25 protein-coding genes and 1 riboswitch are annotated in these 24108 nt (G+C 38.9%); of the genes, 9 read left to right on the top strand and 16 right to left on the bottom strand.

The genetic code is table 11. The annotated features are described in order from the left end of the window. Positions 1 to 897 carry a LysR family transcriptional regulator gene (locus tag ACS125_RS11030; protein WP_443272094.1) on the bottom strand — a complete coding sequence of 299 codons (897 nt, stop codon included), beginning with the start codon at positions 895 to 897 and terminating at the stop codon, positions 1 to 3. A 98-nt stretch (positions 898 to 995) separates the two neighbouring features. Between ACS125_RS11030 and ACS125_RS11025 the strand changes: the two genes are divergently transcribed. The 4 genes from ACS125_RS11025 to ACS125_RS11010 all read left to right on the top strand — a co-directional run bounded on the left by ACS125_RS11025 (position 996) and on the right by ACS125_RS11010 (position 4651). After that, a complete protein-coding gene (locus ACS125_RS11025) occupies positions 996 to 2336 on the top strand; it encodes an MFS transporter (protein ID WP_443272091.1) in 1341 nt (446 codons plus the stop codon). Beyond that, complete coding sequence (locus ACS125_RS11020; protein WP_443272089.1) at positions 2329 to 2730, top strand: hypothetical protein; 402 nt, start codon at positions 2329 to 2331, stop codon at positions 2728 to 2730. The genes ACS125_RS11025 and ACS125_RS11020 overlap by 8 nt, the downstream gene beginning before the upstream one ends. Positions 2731 to 2825: 95 nt before the next feature. Further along, complete coding sequence (locus ACS125_RS11015) at positions 2826 to 3770, top strand: ABC transporter permease (protein WP_057085796.1); 945 nt, start codon at positions 2826 to 2828, stop codon at positions 3768 to 3770. Further along, positions 3770 to 4651 (top strand): ABC transporter ATP-binding protein, encoded by an 882-nt coding sequence (locus tag ACS125_RS11010; RefSeq protein WP_024433808.1) that lies wholly within the window; start codon positions 3770 to 3772, stop codon positions 4649 to 4651. The genes ACS125_RS11015 and ACS125_RS11010 overlap by 1 nt, the downstream gene beginning before the upstream one ends. Before the next feature lie 50 nt (positions 4652 to 4701). On the opposite strand, the gene ACS125_RS11005 is transcribed toward ACS125_RS11010, so the two are convergent. The 5 genes from ACS125_RS11005 to ACS125_RS10985 form a co-directional block, all read right to left on the bottom strand. After that, positions 4702 to 5724: an ABC transporter substrate-binding protein gene (locus ACS125_RS11005; protein WP_443272086.1), complete on the bottom strand. Its 1023-nt coding sequence runs from the start codon at positions 5722 to 5724 to the stop codon at positions 4702 to 4704. Beyond that, on the bottom strand, positions 5721 to 7532 hold the full coding sequence (atzF, locus tag ACS125_RS11000) for an allophanate hydrolase (RefSeq protein ID WP_443272084.1): 1812 nt from the start codon (positions 7530 to 7532) through the stop codon (positions 5721 to 5723). Before atzF ends, ACS125_RS11005 begins: the two co-directional genes overlap by 4 nt. Before the next feature lie 12 nt (positions 7533 to 7544). Next, complete coding sequence (locus tag ACS125_RS10995) at positions 7545 to 7979, bottom strand: CopG family ribbon-helix-helix protein (protein WP_443272081.1); 435 nt, start codon at positions 7977 to 7979, stop codon at positions 7545 to 7547. 4 nt (positions 7980 to 7983) lie between these two features. Then, the gene (locus ACS125_RS10990; RefSeq protein ID WP_001000625.1) at positions 7984 to 8109 is read right to left on the bottom strand and encodes a hypothetical protein; all 126 of its coding nucleotides are present in this window, start codon (positions 8107 to 8109) and stop codon (positions 7984 to 7986) included. Between the two features lie 191 nt (positions 8110 to 8300). Beyond that, positions 8301 to 8654, bottom strand: a complete 354-nt coding sequence (locus tag ACS125_RS10985; RefSeq protein WP_443272078.1) for a winged helix-turn-helix transcriptional regulator — start codon at positions 8652 to 8654, stop codon at positions 8301 to 8303. A 92-nt stretch (positions 8655 to 8746) separates the two neighbouring features. On the opposite strand from ACS125_RS10985, the gene ACS125_RS10980 reads away from it, so the two are divergent. Then, the gene (locus tag ACS125_RS10980; protein WP_443272076.1) at positions 8747 to 9283 is read left to right on the top strand and encodes an NAD(P)H-dependent oxidoreductase; all 537 of its coding nucleotides are present in this window, start codon (positions 8747 to 8749) and stop codon (positions 9281 to 9283) included. Between the two features lie 38 nt (positions 9284 to 9321). Here ACS125_RS10980 and uca read toward each other — a convergent pair whose 3' ends face one another. The 5 genes from uca to ACS125_RS10955 form a co-directional block, all read right to left on the bottom strand. Beyond that, positions 9322 to 12927 (bottom strand): urea carboxylase, encoded by a 3606-nt coding sequence (gene uca / locus ACS125_RS10975; protein WP_443272074.1) that lies wholly within the window; start codon positions 12925 to 12927, stop codon positions 9322 to 9324. A 2-nt stretch (positions 12928 to 12929) separates the two neighbouring features. Further along, positions 12930 to 13583, bottom strand: coding sequence for an urea amidolyase associated protein UAAP2 (locus tag ACS125_RS10970; protein ID WP_005041686.1), 654 nt, complete (start codon positions 13581 to 13583; stop codon positions 12930 to 12932). Positions 13584 to 13598: 15 nt separating this feature from the next. Continuing rightward, a complete protein-coding gene (locus ACS125_RS10965; protein WP_443272071.1) occupies positions 13599 to 14339 on the bottom strand; it encodes an urea amidolyase associated protein UAAP1 in 741 nt (246 codons plus the stop codon). A 28-nt stretch (positions 14340 to 14367) separates the two neighbouring features. Beyond that, a riboswitch (guanidine-I (ykkC/yxkD leader) is annotated at positions 14368 to 14463 on the bottom strand. A 187-nt stretch (positions 14464 to 14650) separates the two neighbouring features. Further along, positions 14651 to 15814, bottom strand: coding sequence for a zinc-dependent alcohol dehydrogenase (locus ACS125_RS10960; protein WP_443272069.1), 1164 nt, complete (start codon positions 15812 to 15814; stop codon positions 14651 to 14653). A gap of 236 nt (positions 15815 to 16050) precedes the next feature. Further along, positions 16051 to 17001 (bottom strand): 3-hydroxyacyl-CoA dehydrogenase NAD-binding domain-containing protein, encoded by a 951-nt coding sequence (locus tag ACS125_RS10955; RefSeq protein WP_443272067.1) that lies wholly within the window; start codon positions 16999 to 17001, stop codon positions 16051 to 16053. A gap of 205 nt (positions 17002 to 17206) precedes the next feature. Between ACS125_RS10955 and yddG the strand changes: the two genes are divergently transcribed. From yddG to ACS125_RS10940, 3 genes are all read left to right on the top strand, one after another. Continuing rightward, positions 17207 to 18139 (top strand): aromatic amino acid DMT transporter YddG, encoded by a 933-nt coding sequence (gene yddG / locus ACS125_RS10950; RefSeq protein WP_443272065.1) that lies wholly within the window; start codon positions 17207 to 17209, stop codon positions 18137 to 18139. A 128-nt stretch (positions 18140 to 18267) separates the two neighbouring features. Then, positions 18268 to 18699: an SRPBCC family protein gene (locus ACS125_RS10945; RefSeq protein ID WP_004793242.1), complete on the top strand. Its 432-nt coding sequence runs from the start codon at positions 18268 to 18270 to the stop codon at positions 18697 to 18699. A 420-nt stretch (positions 18700 to 19119) separates the two neighbouring features. Continuing rightward, positions 19120 to 19353: a hypothetical protein gene (locus ACS125_RS10940; RefSeq protein ID WP_004793244.1), complete on the top strand. Its 234-nt coding sequence runs from the start codon at positions 19120 to 19122 to the stop codon at positions 19351 to 19353. Positions 19354 to 19407: 54 nt separating this feature from the next. On the opposite strand, the gene ACS125_RS10935 is transcribed toward ACS125_RS10940, so the two are convergent. Further along, on the bottom strand, positions 19408 to 19962 hold the full coding sequence (locus tag ACS125_RS10935; protein ID WP_004793246.1) for a TetR/AcrR family transcriptional regulator: 555 nt from the start codon (positions 19960 to 19962) through the stop codon (positions 19408 to 19410). 1298 nt (positions 19963 to 21260) lie between these two features. On the opposite strand from ACS125_RS10935, the gene ACS125_RS10930 reads away from it, so the two are divergent. Beyond that, entirely contained in the window at positions 21261 to 22481 is a 1221-nt protein-coding gene (locus ACS125_RS10930; RefSeq protein WP_443272062.1) for a reverse transcriptase domain-containing protein, read from the top strand. Positions 22482 to 22549: 68 nt separating this feature from the next. Here ACS125_RS10930 and ACS125_RS10925 read toward each other — a convergent pair whose 3' ends face one another. The 4 genes from ACS125_RS10925 to ACS125_RS10910 form a co-directional block, all read right to left on the bottom strand. Then, positions 22550 to 22906, bottom strand: coding sequence for a hypothetical protein (locus ACS125_RS10925; RefSeq protein WP_443272060.1), 357 nt, complete (start codon positions 22904 to 22906; stop codon positions 22550 to 22552). Positions 22907 to 22918: 12 nt separating this feature from the next. After that, positions 22919 to 23119 carry a hypothetical protein gene (locus ACS125_RS10920; RefSeq protein ID WP_174760181.1) on the bottom strand — a complete coding sequence of 67 codons (201 nt, stop codon included), beginning with the start codon at positions 23117 to 23119 and terminating at the stop codon, positions 22919 to 22921. A gap of 49 nt (positions 23120 to 23168) precedes the next feature. After that, positions 23169 to 23477 carry a hypothetical protein gene (locus ACS125_RS10915; RefSeq protein WP_443272058.1) on the bottom strand — a complete coding sequence of 103 codons (309 nt, stop codon included), beginning with the start codon at positions 23475 to 23477 and terminating at the stop codon, positions 23169 to 23171. Positions 23478 to 23555: 78 nt separating this feature from the next. After that, complete coding sequence (locus tag ACS125_RS10910; protein ID WP_443272056.1) at positions 23556 to 23855, bottom strand: hypothetical protein; 300 nt, start codon at positions 23853 to 23855, stop codon at positions 23556 to 23558. Positions 23856 to 24108: the final 253 nt, after the last annotated feature.

The raw sequence follows: 24108 nt of genomic DNA, 5'->3' as shown, positions 1-24108 counted from the left end.
TTATCTAAAAGAAAGATGGGTTACTAAATAATCTATAAAGGCACGAGTTTTAGCCGATAAATTAGAAGTATTCGGGTACAGCAACTGAATATTTTGTAAAGGTAAAGAAAGATCCGGTAATAATCGAACAAGTCGTTTTTTTTGAATGTCCTCATCAACCAACCATGCTGGACAAATTGCAATACCTAAAGATGAAAGAGCCATTTGATGAATTGCAGTGACCGAATTAGATTCATACTGACTTCGAATAAAAGGTAAGGGATATTTTTCCCCTAAACTATTTTGCAAAATATATTGTGAATCTTGCCAATTTAATAAGGTATGACCTATCCAAGGTACATCCGCTAAATCAGATATATTTTCTATAGGATGGTCTTTTATAAACTGCGGAGTAGCCACAAGATAAATTGGATATTCTCCGATTTTTCGAGTTTTTAGAGATGAGTTTTTTAAATTCCCTAATCGAATAACCAGATCTAATTTTTCAGTCACTAAATCATCGAGAGATGAGTTAAACGAATACTGTAAACGTAAATGTGGGTAAAGCCGACAAAACTCAGGCAGTAAAGGCAGAATGAAACGTTGGCCAAATTCATTCGTAGACGAAAATCGTAAAGTGCCTGTAATGCTTGTACCTAAGTGTTGGCTTCGTTCAAATGCCTCATCAATCTGAAGTTGGATTTGTTTAAAATCGTCATAAAAATGCTGACCGATTTCAGTTAATGCAATATTACGGGTGTTGCGAATTAATAGGCTTGTATTTAGCTGCTTTTCTAATTGTTTTATATCAATACTCACCATTGATCGGCTTAAGCCTAAAATTTCAGCAGCCTTGGTAAAAGAGCCGGAATCAACGACTTGTAAAAAACTGGTAATTTGCTTGAGGTTTTTTTGCACAATTAAGCCAATTGTTTAAAATTATCAAACAATGATTTTACTTCGCTTGCATCGACAATAAAAGAGCTGGATCTTACCCTGCCTGCACGGAGGTAGGTATGTCTTATCGATATAAAATAGCGACAGTGTTTTTACTTGGTTTCTTTATTGATTGCATCAACATTTTTATGTCTGCAATTGCATTGCCTAATATTGCATCGTCATTTTCAGTTAGCCAATCCATGGTCGCTTGGGTAACAAATGCGTATATTCTCGGCCTCATTTTAATTATGCCCATGAGTTTATGGTTAGCCAGCAAACTTGGGAACCAAAAATTATTGTGTTATTCAATGCTGTTATTCTCGATAAGCATCTGCTTTATTGGCTTTAGTGAATCGATTTATAGCTTAATTTTTTGGCGATTTATTCAAGGCGTAGCTGGAGGTTTATTAATTCCAGTCGGGCAAGCACTCGTATATGCATTATTCCCCAATCAAGAACGCCAACGCATTTCTACATTAATTATGGCAATTGCATTGATTGCGCCAGCTTTTTCACCTGCCATTGGCGGTGTGATTATTGATTCATTGAATTGGCGATGGGTATTCTTATCTAACCTTCCTTTTTCTTTACTGGCAGCAGCTCTGGCGTGGTTATGGGTTAAAAAAACAAAGAATGTATCGAGTGAAAAACCAGACATAAAAGGCTTGGTTATTTTTAATATAAGCCTGTTATCTTTATTACTCTCCTTTTCATTCTATAGCGATTACCACAACGCCTCATTCGCTATAATGAGTTTTCTAACTTCGGTGGGAATGCTTATTTTTTACATTCGACATGCGAAAAAAATTTCCCATCCTGTTCTTAATCTTCAGTTATTAAAAAATAAAAATTTATGCAATGCATTTATTGTCTATTACGCCGTTCCGGGTATTTTTACAGGCGTTAATTTACTCAATATTTTTAATTTACAGCTTAACTTTGGCTTTAATGCAAAACAAACTGGTTTATTCATGTTGCTCTATGCAACTGGGGCACTCGCAGCCATGATTAGTGGCGGCCTGTTCTATCAACGGTTAGGAAAAAAGTATCTTCTTATTATTGGAATAACCCTACATAGCCTTGGCATATTTCTTTTGTTTTGTATTTCAAACACTAGCCCCATCAGCTTTTTAGTGATTGCTTATTTATTAATGGGTATGGGTGGCGGTCTAAGTGCCAATATTGCCCAAATTAGCTCACTGATTGATTTTTCAGGCCAAGATTTATTACAAGGGAGTGTGCTCTGGAATATTAATCGACAAGTTTCATTTAGTGTTGGTACTGTTGTTCTCATTTCGATATATAACTTGATGTCTGGCTCAAGCGACCTGCTTCGCTATCAACATACTTTTTTAATTGCAGCTTTGCTCTGCTTACTTTCACTCATTCCCGTTTTAAAGGAGAAAACCCATGTCTAAACAAATGGATCAAGCCATTCAAAGTGTTATTGACCTACATGTTTTAATAGAAAATGTATTTACAGGCAAAAATGCAGAGCAAAGTCTGAGCCCGCTTTTAGGTAGCTTTGATCAAAATTTTAAGATGGTAACGGTTCAAGGTCACAGCATTGGTTTCGCGGAAGTAAATAGTTTATTTAGCCAGAATATCGGGGAAAAACCTTCTTTAAAAATCGACATTCTTAAGAGTACCGCTTTATACGAATTTGAAAATTATTGTTGGGTGCAATATCAAGAACATCAGCAATCTGATGAAACCGAAACATTACGTACTTCAACGGCCTGCATTAAAGTAGAAAGTGAAAAATGTTATTGGGTTTACTTACATGAAACTTTAGTTCCCTCGTCTTCTTAACTCGTCGAGAGCATCATAAAGATGGCACCTATTTTGCTTAATAATATTACGTTTTATGAAAATCGTAATACTGATCAAAATGGGGAGCTCTCGATATGGGTTATGTTGCAAAGGAATTTACGCGAAAGAACAAGCTGATTCTCAGTATTTGTTCTTTCGTTATTCCAATATGTCTTTGGTGCGCAATCAGTTACTTACCTTTTGTTTGGCATCCTCAAGTACAAATCACGAGTTCGGGAAGTGTTTCTTACTTACAAGTAGGAAGTCGCATTGATAAAAATGTGTTCTATCTCGAAGCACAAAATGCAGTCAATCGAAATTCTGCACCACCACAAGGTATTTTAGTCAATCCGATTTATTTACCCGCTCCCCACGAAGTCGCTAAGGCTTTAGTCACCGCCTTTACCACACCACCAGAACAACCTGACTCACCGTGGTTTCATCAAAGTTTATGGCACAGTATCAAACTGGTTTTTTCAGCCTTTTTTATCTCTTCACTGATTGGGATTCCACTGGGTATTTTGTGTGGTTTTTCTAAGCGAATATCTCTGTTAACAGAACCGTTTGTTGAGTTTTTCCGCTATTTACCCGCACCGGCTTTTGGCGCACTTGCAGTGGCAATTTTAGGGATTAATGACGCGCCTAAAATTGCCATTATTGTGATTGGTACGCTATTTCAACAAATTCTGATTATTGCTAATACCACTCGAATGGTAGATCGAAACTTAATTGAAGCTGGCTATACGCTTGGCACCAATAAGCTCAAAAGTTTATTTCATGTGGTGATTCCTGCTGCCTTACCTGATATTTACCGTGACTTACGTGTGTTACTAGGCTGGGCTTGGACATACTTAATTGTTTCAGAGTTGATTGGTACGACTTCAGGTATTACGTGGTTTATTACCCAACAGGCACGCTATCAAAACTTTGACAATGTCTATGCGGCTATTTTGATTATTGGGGTAATTGGTCTGGTCTGTGATTGGGTATTAATGAAATTAGGTGAGCGGATGTTCACTTGGAAAGTAGGAGCAAAATAATGAACGATTCAACATTTAACGCGCATGAATACTTTCAAAAAATTTATGAACGTCCTGTTATTTTAGAAGCTAAACAACTGAGCCAAGTCTTTAAGCATGGTCAAACTGAACGTACTGTTTTAAATAAGCTCGATTTAAAAATTCACAAAAGAGAATTTATTTGTGTGATTGGTCCTTCTGGCTGCGGCAAATCGACACTAAGCCGTGTTATTGCAGGTTTAGACCCATACCATAGCGGAGAAGTTTTAGTAGACGGCGAATGCATTACGGGCCCATGTCCTGAACGCGGCATGGTGTTTCAGGGCTATACCCTTTTTCCGTGGAAAACTGTAAAAGAAAACGTGATGTTTGGTCCGCAAATGCGCGGCGCTAGTCAAATGACAGCCGAAGCTCAAGCACGCGAATGGATTAATATTATTGGTTTGGAAAAGTATGAAAATCAGTATCCACACCAACTTTCTGGTGGTATGAAACAGCGGGTTGCGATTGCTAGAGCTTTAGTTAATCAACCTAAAATTTTACTGATGGATGAACCTTTTGGTGCACTCGACCCACACACCCGTCAAAAAATGCAAAAGCATTTAATGGATTTATGGCAAAACATTGATATCACCATTATTTTTGTAACCCATGACATGGATGAAGCTATTTTACTGGCAGACCGGATTGTGGCACTCAAAGCCAACCCAGGTGAAATTAAGGAAATTATTGAAGTTAATTTGCCGCGTCCACGCTCACTCGACTTAATGAGCACACCTGAGTTTAAACAGCTCCGTTCACGGGTAGATTATTTAGTTCATGCTGAAGAAGATGAGCTTGACCCTGCTTTACAAGACTTACCAAAAATTCCACGTATGACTCAGGTCAGTACAGAAAAATAAGAAACACATAAAAAAGCCCAAGTTGAACTTGGGCTTTTTATTTATTTGGCTTATTTGAATTGTTCTATGAGTGTTGGATAAATTAGCCCATCTACATTTTGTTCGGTTTTATAAATCCCATTTTCGACGTTAAATTTATTGACGTGATAAGTAGAGCCATAAATCGAATCAAAGCCTTGAGATTTAGCAAATACTTTTTGATTGGCATTGATATCTAATAGATGTGTACCGCTAACCATCAACTCATATTGTTTTGGGTCGACCCCTGATCGGTTTGCCATGATTTTAACTGCATCGGCATGGGTTGCAGGGTCATTAATATATTTAACTGTTTTGTCCCACACCTGAATGACTTTTTTCCATTCATCTTGATGGGTAGTTAAATGACTCATGTTGACAGTCAGGGTGTCATAAATTAAACCCGGTTTGTCTTTAGAGCTATAGATGATTTTAGAACCCGCTACTGCTTTTAAGGCCTGACCCGCAACAGGTTGCCAAACGGCAATGGCAGAAATATCTGGGCTATTGAACACCTGAGGTAATTGATTCGTCGCTGAGTTTACCAGCTTCACCTCATCCGCTTTAATATTATGGTCAGTTAAAGCTGTTGCCAGTAAAAGATGGTCAACTAAGCCTTTTTCGACACCGATTGATTTTCCTTTTAGGTCTTGAATGTTATTAATACCCTCTTTTGCAATAATAACATCATTACCCGCAGAATAATCCGTTGCCATAATCATCATGCCTTGAGTACCACCCGATGCTGTTACCAAGTTATCGCCATTGGTGACTAACACAGCATCGAGCTGATTTGCCGAAAAGGCTGAAAGCGAAGCTGAGTAATCAAACCATTTAAACTCTACATTTAGACCTGCTTCTTTTAACCAGCCTTTTTCAATAGCCACTTGCCAAGCCACCCAACCCGGCCAATCACTATAGCCAATAGTAATTGGTTTTGTATTTGTAGCCGCCTGAGCGTCTTGTTTGGCCTCAGGCACTTTAGCTGTATTGTCACACCCACCCAATACAACTGCCGATAAAATAGATACGGATAAAAACGCTTTTTTAATCATATAGAAACTTCCCCAACATTTTTACTAACAACACTTTGAGCGGTTTGATTAAGTGACTGTATATAAGCTCGCCAGCCTCCAAAATGGCTAATATCGGTTGCATCATGAATGGCATAAGCTTCGCAAATAAAGCCTTTGACCCATGTACCATCTTTTAATTTCAGGTTCCCAATACCAAGTGGTGCAGGCACTTCAGCCACAATGGCTCCAAAATTTGCTAAGGGAACATCCCACACTTCGACTTCAATTGATGTCCCTGCTGTATCACATTGCAGCCCCGGCTTTGGTGGCGTGGTATTTTTTAAGGCAAAGAGTTTATAAGTCTCTGCGGTCTGGATTTTCTTAAGCAAAGTGGCATTGCGGCTAGTGAGCTGAAAATTAAGCGGCATGCCTGTTAAGTGCGCTCCCACCACAGCTAGCTGCACTGAATGATTCGAGTGGATCTTTATACTTTTTTGATAATGTTGAGTTGATTTACCCAGACTCAGCGATGTTTCGGTTTGCCAAAGCTGCGCAAAATTGGCGAGTGCCTGATCGTGCCAAGCAGGTGCAATAAAAGTTACCCCACTTGGTAGGCCGTCTTCACGGAGTACATTTGGTAAAGCTAAAGCCGAAAGATCGGCAAAATTGACAAAGTTGGTATAGGCTCCCATGTGCGCATTTTTAGTTAAAGGATCGGCTTCAACTTCTGCAATGGTGTAAATAGTTGGTGCTGTCGGAACCATCAAGGCATCAAAAGGCTGTAATGCCAAATTAATTTTTCGAGCTAATACGGCGCGGTTATATTCAGCTTGAAGTGCATCTGTTGCCTTGAATTTATCTGCCTGTGCAATAATTTGAGCAATAACTGGATGAGCCTTTTCACGTGTTGACATGCGTTCAACGGCGACTGTTCTTTCCGCTACCCAAGCATCGTTATATAGTGCAGCAGCAAGTTCATTAAATGCGCTGAAATCAATACTCTCAACTTCATAGCCAAGTTTTTTAATACACTCAATTGCCACTAAAAAGGCTTTTTCAGACTCAATATCTCCATAAAACTCAAGCTGAGCTGGAATAGCAATTTTTTGTTTAGAAAATTGAGTCGGTACATTGGCTGGATGTGCTCGTGAATATTCATCTGTTTCATCGTAGCCCTGCATTAAATTGGCAATGGTCCACGCATCATCAATATGCAGCGCAAAAATAGAAATGACATCAATGGTTCGACAGGCAGGAATTAAACCTGTGGTAGAAAACCAGCCTTTTGTCGGTTTAAGACCCACAATATTATTATGACCAGCAGGGACACGCCCTGACCCCGCCGTATCAGTACCCAAACTAAAAGGCACAATGCCGTTGGCAACCGCTACCGAAGACCCTGAACTTGACCCCCCGCTGATATATTCGGGGTTAAAACTATTTTTTACTGCGCCATATGGGGAGCGAACGCCAACCAGTCCTGTTGCAAACTGATCGAGGTTGGTTTTACCGATCACAATCGCCCCTGCTTTTTTTAGCTTGGCTACTACGGCAGCATCTTGGGTCGCTAAATATTCAACTTCTTTACAGGCAGCAGTGGTGTGAAAGCCAGCAACATCAATATTGTCTTTGACCGCAAATGGCACGCCGTATAGTGGTAAGTCAGCAATATTCTGATCTTTTAAAACATCAATTTGTGCCTGAATCTGCTTGTTCGATGCAATTTCAATCCATGCATTGTCATCATTTTTAATTTCTGCAACATAGCCAATCAGATCTTTAAGATGGGTTTGCTCAATTTGATATGCCGTTTTCCAATCTTGGATGGTCCATAAATTTTTCAACACGCTACTCCTTATTTAGTCATTTTGCTGTATAGGGGGCATGACGGCATCCATCAGTTCTAAATGCCCTTTAATCACGCCTTTAAGCACAATAAATTGCTGGCTAATCTGCCTGAGTTCGGAACTCGCACCCTGCATTAACATGACTTGCAATATCTTTTGTTGGTCGAGCTGGATATGAAGCGAACTAATCACTTGAGCTAAAAACTGTTGTTGTAAATCAACCAACTGATTACGTAAGGTCATTTGATTCGCGTCATAAAGCAGAGTCAAAGTACCCACCATGACTTCATTGGCCTGTGCCTGCTCCGCAATCAGGTGTTTATTAATCATGTCGACAATGGCTTGCGAGCGACTTTCATAGCTCTGCTCAACAATTTTTTGGTCGAGCGCGTTGAGGGTCGCTTCAGGTACGGTAATACTGATTCGAGCCAACTTTTGTTTTGCCACAGTCTTATCCTTTTGTTTTAGGCGGCTGATTGTTTTGCTTGATATATACGCCTGCACGTACGCTGAGCAATTCGACTAAAAAGGCTTTTAAAGTTGGCTTTGGTTGAACCACAGGTTTTACATCGTTCATATCGCACCTCTAGTTTGGTATTACCAAATTCAGTTTTTGTATTACTGAGATGAGATGCAGAAAATGTGCCAGTTTTTAAGCATCGTTTTGATAGGCTTTATCGATATTTATGAGTGATTTTTGGGCAAAAAAAAGCCCCATGCACAGGGATGGGGCTAATACTTATATTTTTAAAAAGTTAATTTTTCATCTTATGGCTGATTAATCATCGTATGCGCCCATAACGATAAAGACTCTAAAACAGGCTTAAAAGACTGACCTAATTCGGTCATTTCATAAACCACTTTAATCGGTGCTTTTTCACCATAAACGGTTCGAGATATTAAGCCACTTTGCTCTAGCTGTTTAAGTTGGAGACTTAAGGTCATTTCTGTAATAGTTGGCATTAATTGATTGATTTCATTAAAACGTTTTGGCCCATCTTTTAAATAATACAAAATAACGCCTTTCCATTTTCCACCCACCAAATCCATAGCCATACTGATATGACATGGATAAGTTTTTCCATTCATGCTGATTTCACATTTATTTTCAGTATTTGCCATTTTTAACGCCACCTATCAACTTTGATAGTTATTGTACACCCATACTATAAAAATTATAGTGACTATGATTTTTATAGCTACAAGGCATTATTATGGCTTTACTTATTTTGGCCCATCCCTACTACGCTCAATCAATTGCAAATAAAACAATTGTGAATGAACTTATAAAAACCTATCCGGACCTTGAAGTGCGAGATATTTTCCAGCTTTATCCGGACTATAAAATTAACGTGATTGCTGAACAAGAAGCGTTACTACGCCACGACACTATCATTCTGCAATATCCAATGTTCTGGTTTAATATGCCGGCAATTTTGAAATTATGGTTTGATGAAGTTTTTACGTATCAGTTTGCTTATGGCTCTCAAGGCGACAAATTAAAAGATAAAAAAGTCATTATTAGCATGACGGTCGGCCAAACAGAAGCCAACATGGTGAACGACCAAGAAAACTTAATCGACAGCTTTTTAAAAGCAGTTCAACATTCAATTCAATATACGCAAATGCAGTTAAGCGGCACTTATTTGCTTTATGACGTATCCCCTTTATCAGGTAATCCAGAGTCTGCAATTAAGTTAAAAGCGGTTGAACATGGTCATAAAGTATTAAAGCATTTGACTGAAGCATAATAAAAAAGAGAGCATCAATATCGATGCTCTCTTTTGGTTTAAGCAACTGGTGCCAAAGTAAATAGCACTTGTCCTGTTTTTACGGTTTGCCCTTTTTCAATGGTAATGGTTTCTACTTTCATGCGTTCCGGCGCAATAATCGGAATTTCAATTTTCATTGCCTCAATTACCGCAAGGGTTGCACCTTCTTCAACAATATCTCCCGATGCACATTCGATTTTCCAGATTGACCCCGGCATGTGTGATTCGACTGCACAGCCTCCTTCAGGAATAACCACTGTTTCCCCTTCATCAACTGCATCTAGACTTTCAGAGATATATTCTTGCAAGCCTGCTTCATGCCAACGGCGGCGCTCAGCCTCGAAATTGGCTTGCTGAGTGTCTTTAAAGGCTTGAATGCTGTCTTGATGTGTTTTTAAAAACGCGTTGTATTCTTTTAAGTTGAGTACACCATCTTCAATGCGAAGTTGTAGACGACCCGCCTTAAAATCTTCACGCATTTGCAGAAGTTCAGCCTCAGACACTTCATAAAATTTCACTTGGTCAAAAAAGCGCAGTAGCCACGGTTTGCCATCTTCGAAGTCGGCATTTTTACGGTAACGACTCCACATTTGAGTGGTACGGCCAACAAACTGATAGCCACCTGGCCCTTCCATGCCGTACACACACATATAGGCACCGCCAATACCGACGGCATTTTCAGGTGTCCAAGTTCGTGCAGGATTATATTTTGTGGTCACTAAACGTTGGCGTGGGTCAAGTGGCGTTGCAACAGGTGCTCCTAAATACACATCGCCTAAACCCATCACCAAATAGTTCGCACTGTAGACCACATCTTTAACCGCTTGCTTGGAACCTAAGCCATTAATACGACGAATGAACTCGACGTTATCTGGGCACCACGGTGCATCTGGTCGAACAATTTGTGTATAGCGCTCGGTAGCAAGTTGAGTTTGTGAATCTTCCCACGCCAAAGGCAAATAGACAGTGCGTGAAGGCACCTGCATATTTTGAATATCGGGTAACTCGGCTTCTGCTTGTTGAAGTTTTTGTAAAAGCTCCAGTTGATCGAGCTGGATTGAATCAAAATGAATTTGTAATGAACGAATACCCGGTGTTAAGTCAATAATGCCCTGAATGTTTTGATCTTTGACCCATTGCATGAGTGCATGAATACGGAAACGTAAATTTAGATCGAGTACCAACTCGCCATATTCAACCAACAAATAGCTATTTCCTGCTGGTCGATAGGTCACGCTTGGTAAGTCCGCTTCACCTTCTAAAGTGGCTAAAACAGCATCTTTTAAAGTGTCGGGTTCTGCTTGAATGGCTGGGTTAAAATTGATCTGAGTTGTATCAGCCGCGGTTAAACTTTGATGATATTTTTGATCGAGTGTTTTTGCTTGCGTGTAACTGACTGGTACAAATTTGACTTTATCACCTGCTTTTAATTGCCCGATTTTCCAAAGCTCGGAATGAATGACCACCGCAGGACAAACAAAGCCACCTAAGCTCGGACCATCGGGACCAAGAATAATTGGCATATCTCCCGTAAAATCAATCGCACCAATCGCATAAGCATTGTCATGAATATTGGATGGATGTAAGCCTGCCTCGCCGCCATCTTCACGTGCCCATTCAGGTTTTGGTCCAATTAAACGAATGCCTGTACGGCTTGAGTTATAGTGAATTTCAAACTCATTGGCAAAGAAGGTATCAATGTCTTGTTTGGTGAAAAAATCTGGCGCGCCATGTGGGCCATACATCACGGCAATTTCCCAGTTTTGAGTAAAGCTAGGAATTTGTGCTTGAGCTAGAGCTGTGGTCGATTGAGCTGAATATTCAGTAATCGGCAGCATATCGCCAATTAATAAATTACGGCCTGCGTGCCCACCAAACTGCCCCAAAGTAAAAGTCGCTTGTGACCCTAAATACTCAGGAACATCGAAACCACCTTTCACGCCTATATAGCTACGGCAACCTGAACGGATAAGTCCGCATTTTAAAACTTGGCCTTTTTTCACATTGATGGTTTCCCACATCGGGACAAGTTCGCCATCAAGTTTTGAAGGCATATCACCGCCCGTAATCACAATTTGGCTGTCACAGTGAAACTTTAAAGTTGGCCCTTGTAATGTGCATTCAAGCCCTGCAGTATTTGGTTCATTGGCTAGAAGCTGGTTTGCCACAGTTAAACTGAGCGGATCAATTGCACCTGATGGCGGTACACCGACATCCCAATAACCTAATCGACCAGTTACATCTTGAATGGCAGTTTGAATGCCAGCCTGCAACACCTCAATTTTTTGAGTTTTCCATTCAAACGTATTTAAAAAACGAGTGGTTTGAGTGCCTAAAGCAAACACATCGCAAGCAATAATGTTTTGTAAGTATTCCAGATTGGTTTCAATGCCTGCCACTTGTGTATTGGCAAGACTAGCACTCATTGCCTGTATGGCTTGATCCCGTGTTGCTGCGGTCACAATAATTTTGGCAATCATTGGGTCATAAAAAGACGACACCGTTGAACCTGTTTCTACCCATGTTTCGACTCGGGCTTGCGGGTCAAATTTAACATGGGTAAGTAGGCCTGCACTTGGCTGGAACTGTTTAATCGGATCTTCAGCATAAAGACGAACCTGAATGGAATGTCCTGTTGGCTCTAAGTTTTCAGTGGGTGCTGACCAGTCACCGCTTGCCAAAGTAACCATCCACTCGACTAAGTCGACACCAAACACTTGCTCGGTCACGCCGTGCTCAACCTGCAAACGCGTGTTGACCTCTAAGAAATAAAACTCTTGGGTTTCGGTGTCCATGACAAACTCAACTGTGCCTGCCGAACGATAGTGCACCGACTGCATCAGTTGAATCGCAACTTTTTGAAGGTAGTCACGTTGCTGTTCATTTAGGTGTGGCGCAGGTGTTTCTTCAATCACCTTTTGATTACGGCGTTGCACCGAACAATCACGCTCACCCAAGGCTAAAACTTGTCCTTGCCCATCACCAAAAATTTGTACTTCGATGTGGCGTGCATGTTGTACAAATTTTTCTAAATACAATCCTGCGTCTTTAAAATTGACCTGCGCTAAATAAGATACAGTTTGGTAGGCATCTTTTAACTCGGTTTCGTTCCAGACCAGACGCATGCCAATACCACCACCGCCCGCGGTACTTTTCAGCATGACTGGATAACCAATACGAGCAGCCTCAAACAAGGCCTCGGCTTCATCGGCAAGTAGTGAACTGCCCGGAAGTAAAGGTACATTGCTTTTAATAGCGAGTTCACGTGCAGTATGTTTTAAACCAAAATCGAGCATTTGGCTTGAAGTAGGCCCAATAAACGCAATACCTTGGCTTTCGCACAAATCACAAAACTCGGCATTTTCAGACAAAAAACCATAACCGGGATGAATGGCTTTAGCTCCCGACTGTTTTGCAACTTCAAGGATTTTTTCAATATTTAAATAACTTTGATGCGCAGGCGCAGGTCCAATCAAGAAAGCTTCATCGGCCAAAGTCACGTGTAAAGAATCACGGTCGGCTTCGGAGTAAACCGCAACCGAAGCGATCCCGAGTTTCTTAAGGGTGCGAATCACGCGACAGGCAATTGCACCACGGTTAGCAATCAGAACTTTTTTAAACATGCTTACACCCCTTCCGCTTCACGGACAACCAGTTGAATTTTGGTTGGGTTATAGGCGTTACATGGGTTATTGAGCTGCGGACAATTGGAAATTAAAACAATCAAATCCATTTCTGCCCGAACTTCGACATATTTACCCGGCGCTGAAATTCCATCATCAAATTTAAGCTGCCCGTCTGGTGTCACAGGCACATTCATAAAAAAGTTAATATTTGGACCAATGTGACGAACATTTAAGCCATGCTTTTTTGCAATCGGGTGTTTTGCCAAGGCATACATAAAGTTGTTACGGCAACTATGCATAGGGTAGGTTTCATGTGCATAGCGAACCGTATTACTTTCACATGAACAGGCACCGCCAATGGTGTCATGGCGACCGCAGTTATCATCATGAATGACAGCAATTGGACGGCCAAAGTTACTGTAGAGCTTGGTACCCTTTTCTAAATAGATGTGCTGGTTAATGGCCAAAGTGTCCATTGCGCTATAACGCTCAGTCGGGTTTTCGGCACTCATAAACAAAGTATCGACCGCTTGATTTCCCTCAAGATCAATAATTCGAAAATATTGACCCTTTTTAACCTCGCACATCCACGCTTCACCCGCAGGACAAACTTCATTTAAAACTGCTTTTTCAAATGATTGTAAAACTGTCATGATGCTTCTCCTAATTTAAATATTGCTAAGCGCGTAGTAGCGGGCTGTGTTTTGAAACGCACGCTGATTTTGCGGGCAGGCGTCACGACAAATATCGTTGTCTGTTAGAGAATTGGCTTTAAATAAACTAAGTTGAATATCGGCAGGTTGATAGCTTGGGCTGGTGTCTAAACCATGCGGTGCAGCTGATAAAAATAGTAAGCAGTCCATTTCAAAACGCAGTTCAATGCTTTGATTGGTGTTATCAGAACTGACATAAGACAAAGCGCCGTTTTCATCTGGCACAACTTTAGAAAATAGGTTAACCGCGGCACTCAGGTCTTGGCTGGCAAGCCCGTATTTACACATTTCAATGAGTAAGCTGTCTAAGCCGTTTTGGTACATATCATTGCGGGCATCTTGAAATGTGCGATTGCCAAATTGCTTTTCAATTTGCTCAGGTCGACTTGGGCCACAAAGTGCGTCGTTCCAGCCATGGTCGTCATGAACAATTGAGGCCATGACACGGCCAAGGTCTGAGTAGAGAACATTGGAAGCTTTTAAATAGGCGGTATGTTGCCCTTTTAAACTGTCGGGCATGTTAAAACGTTCAAGCACATCGGCAGCATTTACACAAAACAAAGAAACGTTTGCCTGAGCACCAAGTGAGGTAAATCTAAGAATAGTTCCCTTTTGAATACGACCCGACCAGTGATGTCCTCCGGGTAAAAGTTCGGTCCAAATTGCCTGATTGTTATGATAACTTGCAGTGTTCATAGCTACTCCTGTCGGATAGTTTTAGACTTCCTCCCGGGCTTTTATCCCTCCGTGTAGTTCGCTAGGAACCGTGAACTCTCGGTCCAGTCATACGTGAAGTATCGGAACCCTAGATCACTTTTGATTGTTTATGACTATGCAAAGGACATGCCAGCTTAGTATTACGTTTTTGGTTAAAAGTAATACTAAGCTTGGGCAATTTGAGTGCGCTTTAGAATGAAAAGTAAAAAGCTGCACTAAAAATTGTGCATCTTGAAAATAAAAAAGCCCCTTTCACGAAGAGGCTTAAGAATGAATTATAAGAGAGCGTATTAAGGAAGCAGAATCACCTTACGGCAGTCCTCTTCTCTTTCATTAAAAATGCGATATCCCTCTGCAGCATCTTCTAATTTCATTCGATGGGTAATGATGGTTTCCGGTGATAAATCACCACGCTCAATCAACTTTAATAATTCTGGTAAATATTGATGCACATGGGTTTGGCCCATTTTAAAAGTCAGGCCTTTATCAAAAGCATCGCCAAATAAGAAACCATGAATCGGGCCTGCATATACACCTGGTACGCTGACTACACCACCACGACGAACTGCGGCAATACATTGACGAAGCGCTGCTCCACTTGAACCTTCAAGCTTTAAATTGGTTAGAACTGTCTCAATCACACTGCCTTTTGCCTCGAAGCCAATCGCATCAATCACAGCATCGACCCCACGGTAATTGTCGGTATGTTGAATAATAAATTCAGCCGCATCGACTTCATCGAAATTAACTGGAATAGCACCGTATGTTGCCGCTGCATAATTCAATCGATAGTCATTGTGATCGACCATAAATATCTTTTCAGCACCGAGCATCTTGGCACAAGCAGCACTTAACAGCCCGACTGGTCCAGCACCATAAATTGCAACGGTTGAGCCACGTTTCACTTGGGCATTGGTCACGGCTTGCCAAGCAGTGGGTAAAATATCAGTCAAGAAAAGTACTTTTTCATCTGACAGTGAAGTTGGCACTTTAAAAGGGCCTTTATTGGCTTTTGGCACACGCACATATTCCGCTTGCCCGCCCGGTACACCGCCGTAAAGATGGCTATAGCCAAATAAAGCCGCGCCCGGTGGAATCTGCTTTTTATTAATAATTGCGCCGCGACCTGTATTGGTGGTTTCGCAAGCAGCAGTTAGGTCAAGTTGGCAAAAGAAACATTCGCCGCAAGCAATCACAAAAGGAACAATGACTCGATCACCCTTTTTCACTGCGGTAACAGCTGGGCCGACTTCTTCAACCACGCCCATAAATTCGTGCCCAAAGATATCGCCCTGTTCGGTTCTAGGGATTTTTCCTCGATATAAATGTAAATCAGAGCCACATATCGCTGTGGCAGTCACGCGTAAAATAATGTCATCCGGTTCTTGAATAATAGGGTCTGCTACTGTTTCTACTCGAACATCTTCGGCACCGTGGTAAGTTAGAGCGCGCATATTGTTATTCCTCTGTTCTTTATGATGTCCTTTGATTATGGAGAGGCTTTCTTTACGGTTTGCAACGATTCTTACTCTTCACGTAAGACATATAGTTCAAATGCAACGCGACAGAGATTTCAGTAACATTTAATGAATATAGGATTATTTCAGCTAGGGATGTTTTTGTTATTTGACCCAGCAAAAAGCCAATCATCCCTGTAATAAAATGATTGGCTTTGTCTTAAAAATTTGACTTAATCTAACTTGAATTGCTGTCTAAGCTTTAAGATATCGACCAGACCTTTGTCTCTGGTTTGATATAAATCGATATCTTTATATTGGATTAAAAGCTGATTGGTTTCTGCTTCCAATAACTCTGTTGTCTCGTCTGAATGTTGAAATGCGTGCATATCGTTCCACCATTCTGTCATTGGTGGGCCTAAATGATGAATTGCCTCTTTAAACCCCTTTTGGTTTGCAAGCTGCATATTAATATAGGGACCAAATAATGCCCATCTTAAACCCGGCCCACTGGTAATCGCGACATCAATATCTTCGGCAGAGCACACGCCTTGTTCAACCAGTGAAAAAGCTTCTCGCCATAGTGCAGCTTGTAAACGGTTTGCGACATGTCCTTTTACTTCTTTATTTAAAACGATTGGGTGCTTACCCAACTGTTTATAGAACTCAGAAGCTTGTTTTAAAATTTGAGGATCAGTCAAATTACCGCCAACGATCTCGACCAAAGGTAAGAGATGAGGCGGATTAAAAGGATGACCTAATAAAATACGTTCAGGATGTTGTGCCTCTTTTTGAAAATCAGACACTTTTAAGCCTGATGAGCTTGAAGCAATAATAGTATGTTCAGGGCAATATGCGGTGATTTCTTGATATAGCTGTTGTTTTACATCGAGACGTTCAGGAGCATTTTCTTGAATAAAATCTACATCTGAAACCGCATCTTTTAAATTATTAAAAATACCCAGATGAAACAGCACATCCGGTTGAGTGTGGGTGTGTTCAGCTTTTTGATCTAAAGCAAATAAATCATTTAAATTTGCAGATATTCTATTTTTAAAGACAGCTTCATCTATAGGATATGGGTCATAAACATTAACTTTAAATCCTTTATATAAAAATAAGGCCGTCCAACTTGCACCTATTACACCTGCTCCAACAACACCAACCGTTTTAATGACTTCCATATTTTCCTCCTAAAAATGTTGTTTTATTAAGAAATTTCTTTACTCAATTTTATGCTTAAACAAACATAGCAGATTCAACCAATCAATAAATTTAATTGTTTATATTTTATATAATTTGTCCTATATTCCTTAGCTTGAAAGTTGATTTCTTTCATTAGTACAACTTAATCTTTTACCATTTTTTAACCGTTATATACTGAATTTTATGTCAAAAAATCTAGCAACATTGATTGGTTTAAGCGCCATTCTCATGTGGGCATCTCTGGTTGGTCTGATGAAGCAAGTCAGCGCAGCCCTTGGACCTGAGCTAGGTGTTACGCTTATTTATTCTTTAAGTGCGCTACTGTTGCTTGCCATTTTCAAAGTCCCAGACTTTAAACAGATCTCTAAAAAATACTTAATATTTGGCACAATTCTATTTGTCGCATATGAGGTGTGCTTTTCATTTGCGATTGCTTATTCTCAGACAGCGCGACAAGCAATAGAAATTAGTATTGTTAACTATCTGTGGCCGAGTTTAACGGTTTTGGCTTTCGTGATTTTTAAGGAATTAAAGTTTAATTTTCTTATTATTCTCGGCTTACTTATTTCAATTTCTGGCATTATTTTTATTCAAACTGGAAGCGGTGATTTTAGTCTAAATAGTCTTGTCGATAATTTTCATAGCAACCCACTGAGCTATATTTTGGCATTTACAGGTGCCATCATCTGGGCTTTTTACTGTGTAATCACTAAAAAAATGAGTAATGGGCAAAACCCCATTTCCATTTTCTTTGTTGGTGTCGCGCTCACTCTCTGGCTCAAGCTGCTTGTCTCGGGGCAATTCGCTATTCCATCAATGGATATTCCAGCGCTCATCACTCTTTTAGTGGCATCCGCTGCCATGGGTTTTGGTTATGCTGCTTGGAACATTGGCATCATTCATGGAAACATTACCATACTTGTGGTGGCTTCTTATTTCACCCCTATTATTTCGTCGATTTTGGCTATGTTTGTTTTACAAACTCAACTTTCAGTGAGCTTTTGGCAAGGAACAGCAATGGTGACCACAGGTTCCTTTATTTGCTGGGTTTCAACGAACTGGTCTGTGATTCAGCCCTTCTTTAAAAAATTAACAAAAGACCAAAAAGCATTGTAAATTTATCGCAGTGCTTTTTTCGGACTTAAGATAACTCCGACGAAGAAGAATTCCCCCATTACCCAAAGCATGCTAATATCCAAATTCTGACAATCGTCCATGTCAAAATAATTTATAGAGGGAATAAGATGTTAAAAACTCAAAAAATCAACATCGTACAAGAATTTGATGCACCCGTAGACAAGGTCTTTGCAACATTAAGTGAGCATGAAAACCTAAGCAAACTTTTCGCTCCTGCTAAAGTGACTCGTATTAGCAACGGCAAAGACGCCCGTAATGGTGTTGGTTCTGCACGCAAAATGTCTATTCCACTCACCCCTTCATTTGTAGAAACAAATTTAGTCTATAAAGAAAATGAACTGATCGAGTACGCAATCACGAGCGGCATTAGTCCAATTAAGGGTCACCGTGGTGTCATGAAATTTACTGACTTGGGAAATAACCGTACTCGTTTGGAATACACTATTAGCTTTAAAGGTCGCGTTCCTTTTATTGGCCCAATTATTAAAGCAGCCTTACAAAATGGTGTGAGCCGTGGGCTTAAAAAACTTAAGTTTTAATCAAGATATAAAATAAAAAGCCCTTTATGGGGCTTTTATTTTTTAAATAGATCTATGGATGAACTGCTGCATCAATTTATACAAATAGGAAATTAGAGAACCTAACCACAAAAACAAAAGCCGACTCGTTAAAGTCAGCTGAATACTACAGTTCGAGAAAATTGCTTAAATCGTTATTGTTCGTGGCAATCTTCTATCTATTTTCTTTTTCTAAAATTAATTTAACCCTTAATTATGACTATTTGATTAAAAAGAAATCAAAAACCTTAAATAAAATGCAAAATAAATCATCATTTATGAAATTAGTGAAATTAAAATCACATTTATTAAAAGTAATGTATATCAACTAGATCTTTAGAAACTTTCTAAAGTTTAGTATGCTAAAAATAACTTACTAATTAATAGAAAATAATCAACCCAATGGAACATCAAAGTTTGTTAAAGGAATTAAATTCACTTATTGAATATTATTCCAAAAGAACAGATTGTCCACCTACCCGAATTCGCATAGGTTACAGAGCCTATGCAAAACTCATGCAAAATCCAAAGTTTGCTGATGAAGTGTCAAATTCTGCTTTAGATCCCAACAAACGTAAATATAAAAAGTTGAAAATCAAAGTCACTAAAGATGACGATCAGCTTGAACTCGAATAAATGAAAAGCCCAGTTACGGGCTTTTTTCCTTTTAGAATGTGTTTGAATTTATCGCTAAGACAGCATTATGAAAAAATATTCAAGTAGCTTGTCTCGCTCATCTACACTGTTTTTACTTAAAAGCTGCACCATTGCCCCATCAATCACAAACAAAAACATGTGGGCATCTTTCATTGAAGCCGTAGTTTTGATGGTTAAAAGCAGTTTATAAATTTCGTTGATTAGCCAAGTTCTATATTCAATAATCACGCTGTAGGCCTTTGGGTAGAGCTTTTCAATTTCAAAAATTGCTTTAAAGGGTAAACGATAAAAGCCATTTAAATCGGCATGAAGAAGGTAAATCTGTTTGAGTTTATCAAGCACCATTTCTTCACGGTAAGATTTGAGAATTGAAAACACTTTTACTTTGAGCGCATCTTTTTGAAAAGTGAGACACATCTCGATGAGTCGTGCTTTTGAGTGAAAGTCGTTATAGAAAGTAGCTTTAGGAATTTTAGCTTCTGCAATAATTCGGTCGACACCGACTTTATTAAAACCATCCTGATTAAATAGATCTTTTGCTATGTGAAGCACGCGCAGTGCTCTAAATGAAGATTCTAAATTTTTCATGTATATCGCTTAAAATAATTTCTTGTTGTATCTAAAAGAGATAGAAATGCCGTCACTCTTAAAATGAGTGCTAAAAACAGGCATGCAAAAGCGGCACAAAAAAGGTGTGCTCGCCTATCTCGGTTTTATTGTTACTATGATTTTTTAGTCGTAACGATTTAAGGTCGCAGAAAACCTACAAACGGTTAAAGCGTTTTAAAGACCAGTTTGGCGGTATGGATAGAGAGAGTTTGGCAAAGGCCAAAAATTGAGAAAAATTAGTACGCATAGCGGACTCCTTTGTTAACAAAAGAAATCCTACCGATCACTGCTAAATGATGGTGGCAGGACGAAAGAGGGTTAGCAGACTGGCAACAAAGAAACCAGCACACCCGAAGGTGTCCCCCTTCCGCCCTACCGTAGAGAAAAAGGGGGCGAACGAGTTCACGATACACAAAACTAGGTTTCGAATATCGTCTTTGTTAAATAGGGTCTGCTAAAACCCGCTAGCAATGTAGGCTAGCCCGCAAAGGATAGTATTCGCTTTTGTTGGCGTCAAGCGTGTGAAATGACAATCGTATTAAAGTAGAGCGGTCGAAGATATAAGAAAAATATAACTAAATGGACAATCGACTAAATACCTAGATAAAAAACCAGTAGATTTAATTTTTTATAAATAATTTGATTTTGTTCTTGAAAAATAAACCATTATCCTCATTATTGTTAGAACGTAGCTTCTAATTTTCATCTTTGCGAGTTGCGCTGCACGTATCCAAGCGGCATTGTGATACCACGGTCACTAGTTGGTCATGGGTCACTGGCGTGTCTCTGGACTATTCATTCGCCCATGACGGGCTGAGTAGTCATGAGATTTCTAGCTTGGACCCGTCTTCTTCCCTAGGTAATGTCGGGAAGGCGGGTAAAGAGCGTGTGGGGCAGCCCATGAGCACGGATGGGGAAGCGCGTAAGTCGTCACCTCACTCTGGCTGTGTTTTCGATTGGCTTTCATACGGTATTTGCGCCCTATTAAGTCATTTACACATTTGTTATTGGGAGGATTTGGATTTGAGTGAGTTAAATACTTTGTTATTGCGTCTCATTCTCATTTGTTCGGCGGCGGTTGCGCGGTTCACGGTTTGCATCTCTTTGCGAGTTGCGCTGCACGTATCCAAGCGGCATACTGATACCACGGTCACTAGTTGGTCATGGGTCACTGGCGTGTCTCTGGACTATTCATTCGCCCATGACGGGCTGAGTAGTCATGAGATTCCACCTCTTTAACGCAAACCTAGGGTTAGACATTTGCGGCAAGAATTACGATGACAAAAAAAGTAAAAACTGCATTAGTTCAGGTTGCAAGCCTTGCTAATCTTGAAGAAGCTTGGGACCATATTTGGAAAAATTCAAAAAAACAATCTAAAAACTCATTAGATTTAAATAATATGAGTCTCAATGATTTTAATCATAATAAAAAACAACTATTAAAAAAAATTTCAAAAAAGTTGTTAGATAGATCTTATGGATTTACTGATCTCCATCCGTTTTTAGTTCCTAAATCGAATGGTAAATATAGGTTAATTTGTGTACCGACTATTGAAGACCGTATAGTACAGCGAGCTTTACTAAATGTACTGAACAATTATTATCATAATCAACTTGATAATGGTATAAGCTATGGTTTTATCACTAAAAAAACAGTCAAAGATGCGGCGAAGAAAGCCTGTGAACTTCGCAAGAAGCATAATTGGGTTTATAAAACTGATATCACTGCATTCTTCGATAATGTAGACCGTGAAAAACTTAAGGAAAAGATTAAATCTTTAGTTAAACATCGTTCTCTACATCCTCTATTATTTTCGATAATAAATCGTGAAGTACGAATCACTTCAAATTCTCAAGCATCACGGATTAAAAAACTTGGAATTAGAAGAGGACATGGTGTCCGCCAAGGAATGCCTTTGTCTCCTTTTTTTGCAAATTTATTTTTAGGAACTTTTGATAGTGAAATTAAAGCTAATGGTTTTAGCGCTGTAAGATATGCTGATGATTTAATTTTCTTTGCTAAGAGTAAGCATGAATGTGAACAAATTGATAGTTTTTGCCGTACATCTTTAAAAAAATTAGATTTAGATATACCCCTACTTAGTGAATTAAATTCAAAGACAGTAATTTACAACCCAGACGAAACAGTTGAGTTTTTAGGATTAGGTTTAAGTAAGAAAAAATGTAATGCTAACTATGAGCTTATTTTGACAAATGAACAATTACACATGATCCGTACTGAATTACTACAATTAGGCTCAATCAAACAATTACTGGATAGTAATATTAAGTTAGCTAATCTTGGGATTGCTATTGAATCACGTATATCTGGTTATAAAGCTGCATACTCAGATTGTATTACTAACTATACTGAGCTTGAAAACCACATGATTGATTTACATCAGAAAGTTCTCCATAGAATATATGGAGTGGGTGGTTTAAATATTGATTTAAGTTCTCTTTCTAGTGAAAATAGAAAATTTCTAGGTTTAACTTAATCTATTCAACTCCTTAGAAAAGCTTCACTAATCCATCAACTTTTTATGGCGATAATATGTCTATACTTTTAAGAATCATGTACATCTTCATTTTTTGATAATTTTTCTGGCTTCCCGCAGTGAGAGCATTGTTTTCTGAAGATAAAACTTAGCCCATTAACAAAAGAACCTAGATCATTCATGAAAAAAACACATTTACACCAAGGGCATATATCGTTAGCTAGCAACTTAAACATCAAAAATAATATGATAGGAATCATGGTTATAGGAAAATAAATAGATAAGTACTTTTCATCTACTCTTGCTAGCATCAATACAATAATAACAACTGATGGAAATACTAATACTGAGAATACAAAGTTTCTACGTAAACGCATTAATCGCAAGTATTTCTGCATTTTCTCATCGGCAAATTGTTTTTCCATTTATATTCCCAATTATTTTTTACTTCTAGGGTCATTAGGAGCAAATTGGCAGGTATCTTTTTGATGATCCCATGCCCCTCCAGAGTCAGCACATGCATCTTTCGTAGCTGCATTGTCAAAGAATTTATTTGCAATAAATTCGATCATACCCAATAAGATAACAAACATTAGAAATAGGACAATAAGCCATTTAAGTATTTTTAATATTTTCATTTCAATCACCAGATACAGATAGAATAATTTAAATTCAATTACTTAAAACTTATTTTTCACTACTTAATCTAAGCAAAAAAACACCTACCAATATTCCAACAAAATATGGCCTATAGAAATACAACCAATTTTCGTCAGAGATAACCAAAGAAAAGACATTACCCCATAGCGCGAATAGGAAAACAGAAACTATTGCAAAAAACATCGAAACAATTGAAAGGAAAGGATTAGTTAGAAGGTCTTTAAGGAGTATATAAACTTTATCATATAAAAAGACAAAGACTGCTCTATAGTAGCGCCCAAAAATAGTACCTGAAAAAGCACCTAACAAAACGATCATAGAAATGGACTCAATCATTTTACTACTCCAAATGAGAGAGAACTTAGCTCTTTAATATAAATATTAGATTGCCTAAGATTTTTTAATCTAAACAATTTAAATGACATCATGTCGAATAGCCCATGCAACCAAAACTGAAATAGACGTAATAAGTGAACTTAAAGATGAAGATATTAATAAAGAAAGGAGTGCTAAGTGATTAGGACCATCTATAGTAAAAAATTGTGCATTGGTCCAATCTTTAGGAAATAAAATTGCTAAAACAAATAGAGTAATAATAAAAAACGATAAAAACCATATTGGCGCTAAATAGCGAAGCTTCCACCCTGCTTTAACTACAAAATAGCCAATACCATATAAGAATATAAAAAAAATAGCGAAGCCCAATATAGACATAGCACCCTCTTTAAGATTATTTTTATATTAACCACTTATCTATCATTTAAAACTATTATTCTTCGGATGAAATCCAAAAAATCCGGATCCAACCGCCCATCCAGATAGATATACAAGCTTACCCAGCTCCGTTATTCCACCACTAAGAATGTGCCACAACATAAATCCTCCTGTTAAAATTAGAGAGAATAAAATAAAAAACAAAATAGCTAAAAGAAAAAAGACAATGTATTTATTTAAAAATTCATCGACC

Source organism: Acinetobacter sp. PFS20, from assembly GCF_052261015.1.
In the GTDB taxonomy this organism is placed as follows: Bacteria; Pseudomonadota; Gammaproteobacteria; order Pseudomonadales; family Moraxellaceae; genus Acinetobacter.
Note: the sequence above shows the minus strand (reverse complement) of the source record. Positions and strands in the feature narration are given on the sequence as shown.

Excerpts from the sequence above, each read along its gene's own strand:
- uca (WP_443272074.1), bottom strand. The coding sequence starts at position 12,927 with ATGTTTAAAAAAGTTCTGATTGCTAACCGTGGTGCAATTGCCTGTCGC.
- ACS125_RS10990 (WP_001000625.1), bottom strand. The coding sequence starts at position 8,109 with ATGAACGATGTAAAACCTGTGGTTCAACCAAAGCCAACTTTAAAAGCC.
- ACS125_RS10955 (WP_443272067.1), bottom strand. The coding sequence starts at position 17,001 with ATGGAAGTCATTAAAACGGTTGGTGTTGTTGGAGCAGGTGTAATAGGT.
- ACS125_RS10945 (WP_004793242.1), top strand. The coding sequence starts at position 18,268 with ATGTTAAAAACTCAAAAAATCAACATCGTACAAGAATTTGATGCACCC.
- ACS125_RS10960 (WP_443272069.1), bottom strand. The coding sequence starts at position 15,814 with ATGCGCGCTCTAACTTACCACGGTGCCGAAGATGTTCGAGTAGAAACA.
- ACS125_RS10915 (WP_443272058.1), bottom strand. The coding sequence starts at position 23,477 with ATGATTGAGTCCATTTCTATGATCGTTTTGTTAGGTGCTTTTTCAGGT.
- ACS125_RS10910 (WP_443272056.1), bottom strand. The coding sequence starts at position 23,855 with ATGTCTATATTGGGCTTCGCTATTTTTTTTATATTCTTATATGGTATT.
- ACS125_RS10965 (WP_443272071.1), bottom strand. The coding sequence starts at position 14,339 with ATGAACACTGCAAGTTATCATAACAATCAGGCAATTTGGACCGAACTT.
- ACS125_RS11005 (WP_443272086.1), bottom strand. The coding sequence starts at position 5,724 with ATGATTAAAAAAGCGTTTTTATCCGTATCTATTTTATCGGCAGTTGTA.
- ACS125_RS11010 (WP_024433808.1), top strand. The coding sequence starts at position 3,770 with ATGAACGATTCAACATTTAACGCGCATGAATACTTTCAAAAAATTTAT.
- ACS125_RS10940 (WP_004793244.1), top strand. The coding sequence starts at position 19,120 with ATGGAACATCAAAGTTTGTTAAAGGAATTAAATTCACTTATTGAATAT.
- ACS125_RS10935 (WP_004793246.1), bottom strand. The coding sequence starts at position 19,962 with ATGAAAAATTTAGAATCTTCATTTAGAGCACTGCGCGTGCTTCACATA.
- ACS125_RS10985 (WP_443272078.1), bottom strand. The coding sequence starts at position 8,654 with ATGGCAAATACTGAAAATAAATGTGAAATCAGCATGAATGGAAAAACT.
- ACS125_RS11025 (WP_443272091.1), top strand. The coding sequence starts at position 996 with ATGTCTTATCGATATAAAATAGCGACAGTGTTTTTACTTGGTTTCTTT.
- ACS125_RS11020 (WP_443272089.1), top strand. The coding sequence starts at position 2,329 with ATGTCTAAACAAATGGATCAAGCCATTCAAAGTGTTATTGACCTACAT.
- ACS125_RS11015 (WP_057085796.1), top strand. The coding sequence starts at position 2,826 with ATGGGTTATGTTGCAAAGGAATTTACGCGAAAGAACAAGCTGATTCTC.
- ACS125_RS10930 (WP_443272062.1), top strand. The coding sequence starts at position 21,261 with ATGACAAAAAAAGTAAAAACTGCATTAGTTCAGGTTGCAAGCCTTGCT.
- ACS125_RS10925 (WP_443272060.1), bottom strand. The coding sequence starts at position 22,906 with ATGGAAAAACAATTTGCCGATGAGAAAATGCAGAAATACTTGCGATTA.
- yddG (WP_443272065.1), top strand. The coding sequence starts at position 17,207 with ATGTCAAAAAATCTAGCAACATTGATTGGTTTAAGCGCCATTCTCATG.
- ACS125_RS10970 (WP_005041686.1), bottom strand. The coding sequence starts at position 13,583 with ATGACAGTTTTACAATCATTTGAAAAAGCAGTTTTAAATGAAGTTTGT.
- ACS125_RS10980 (WP_443272076.1), top strand. The coding sequence starts at position 8,747 with ATGGCTTTACTTATTTTGGCCCATCCCTACTACGCTCAATCAATTGCA.
- ACS125_RS10920 (WP_174760181.1), bottom strand. The coding sequence starts at position 23,119 with ATGAAAATATTAAAAATACTTAAATGGCTTATTGTCCTATTTCTAATG.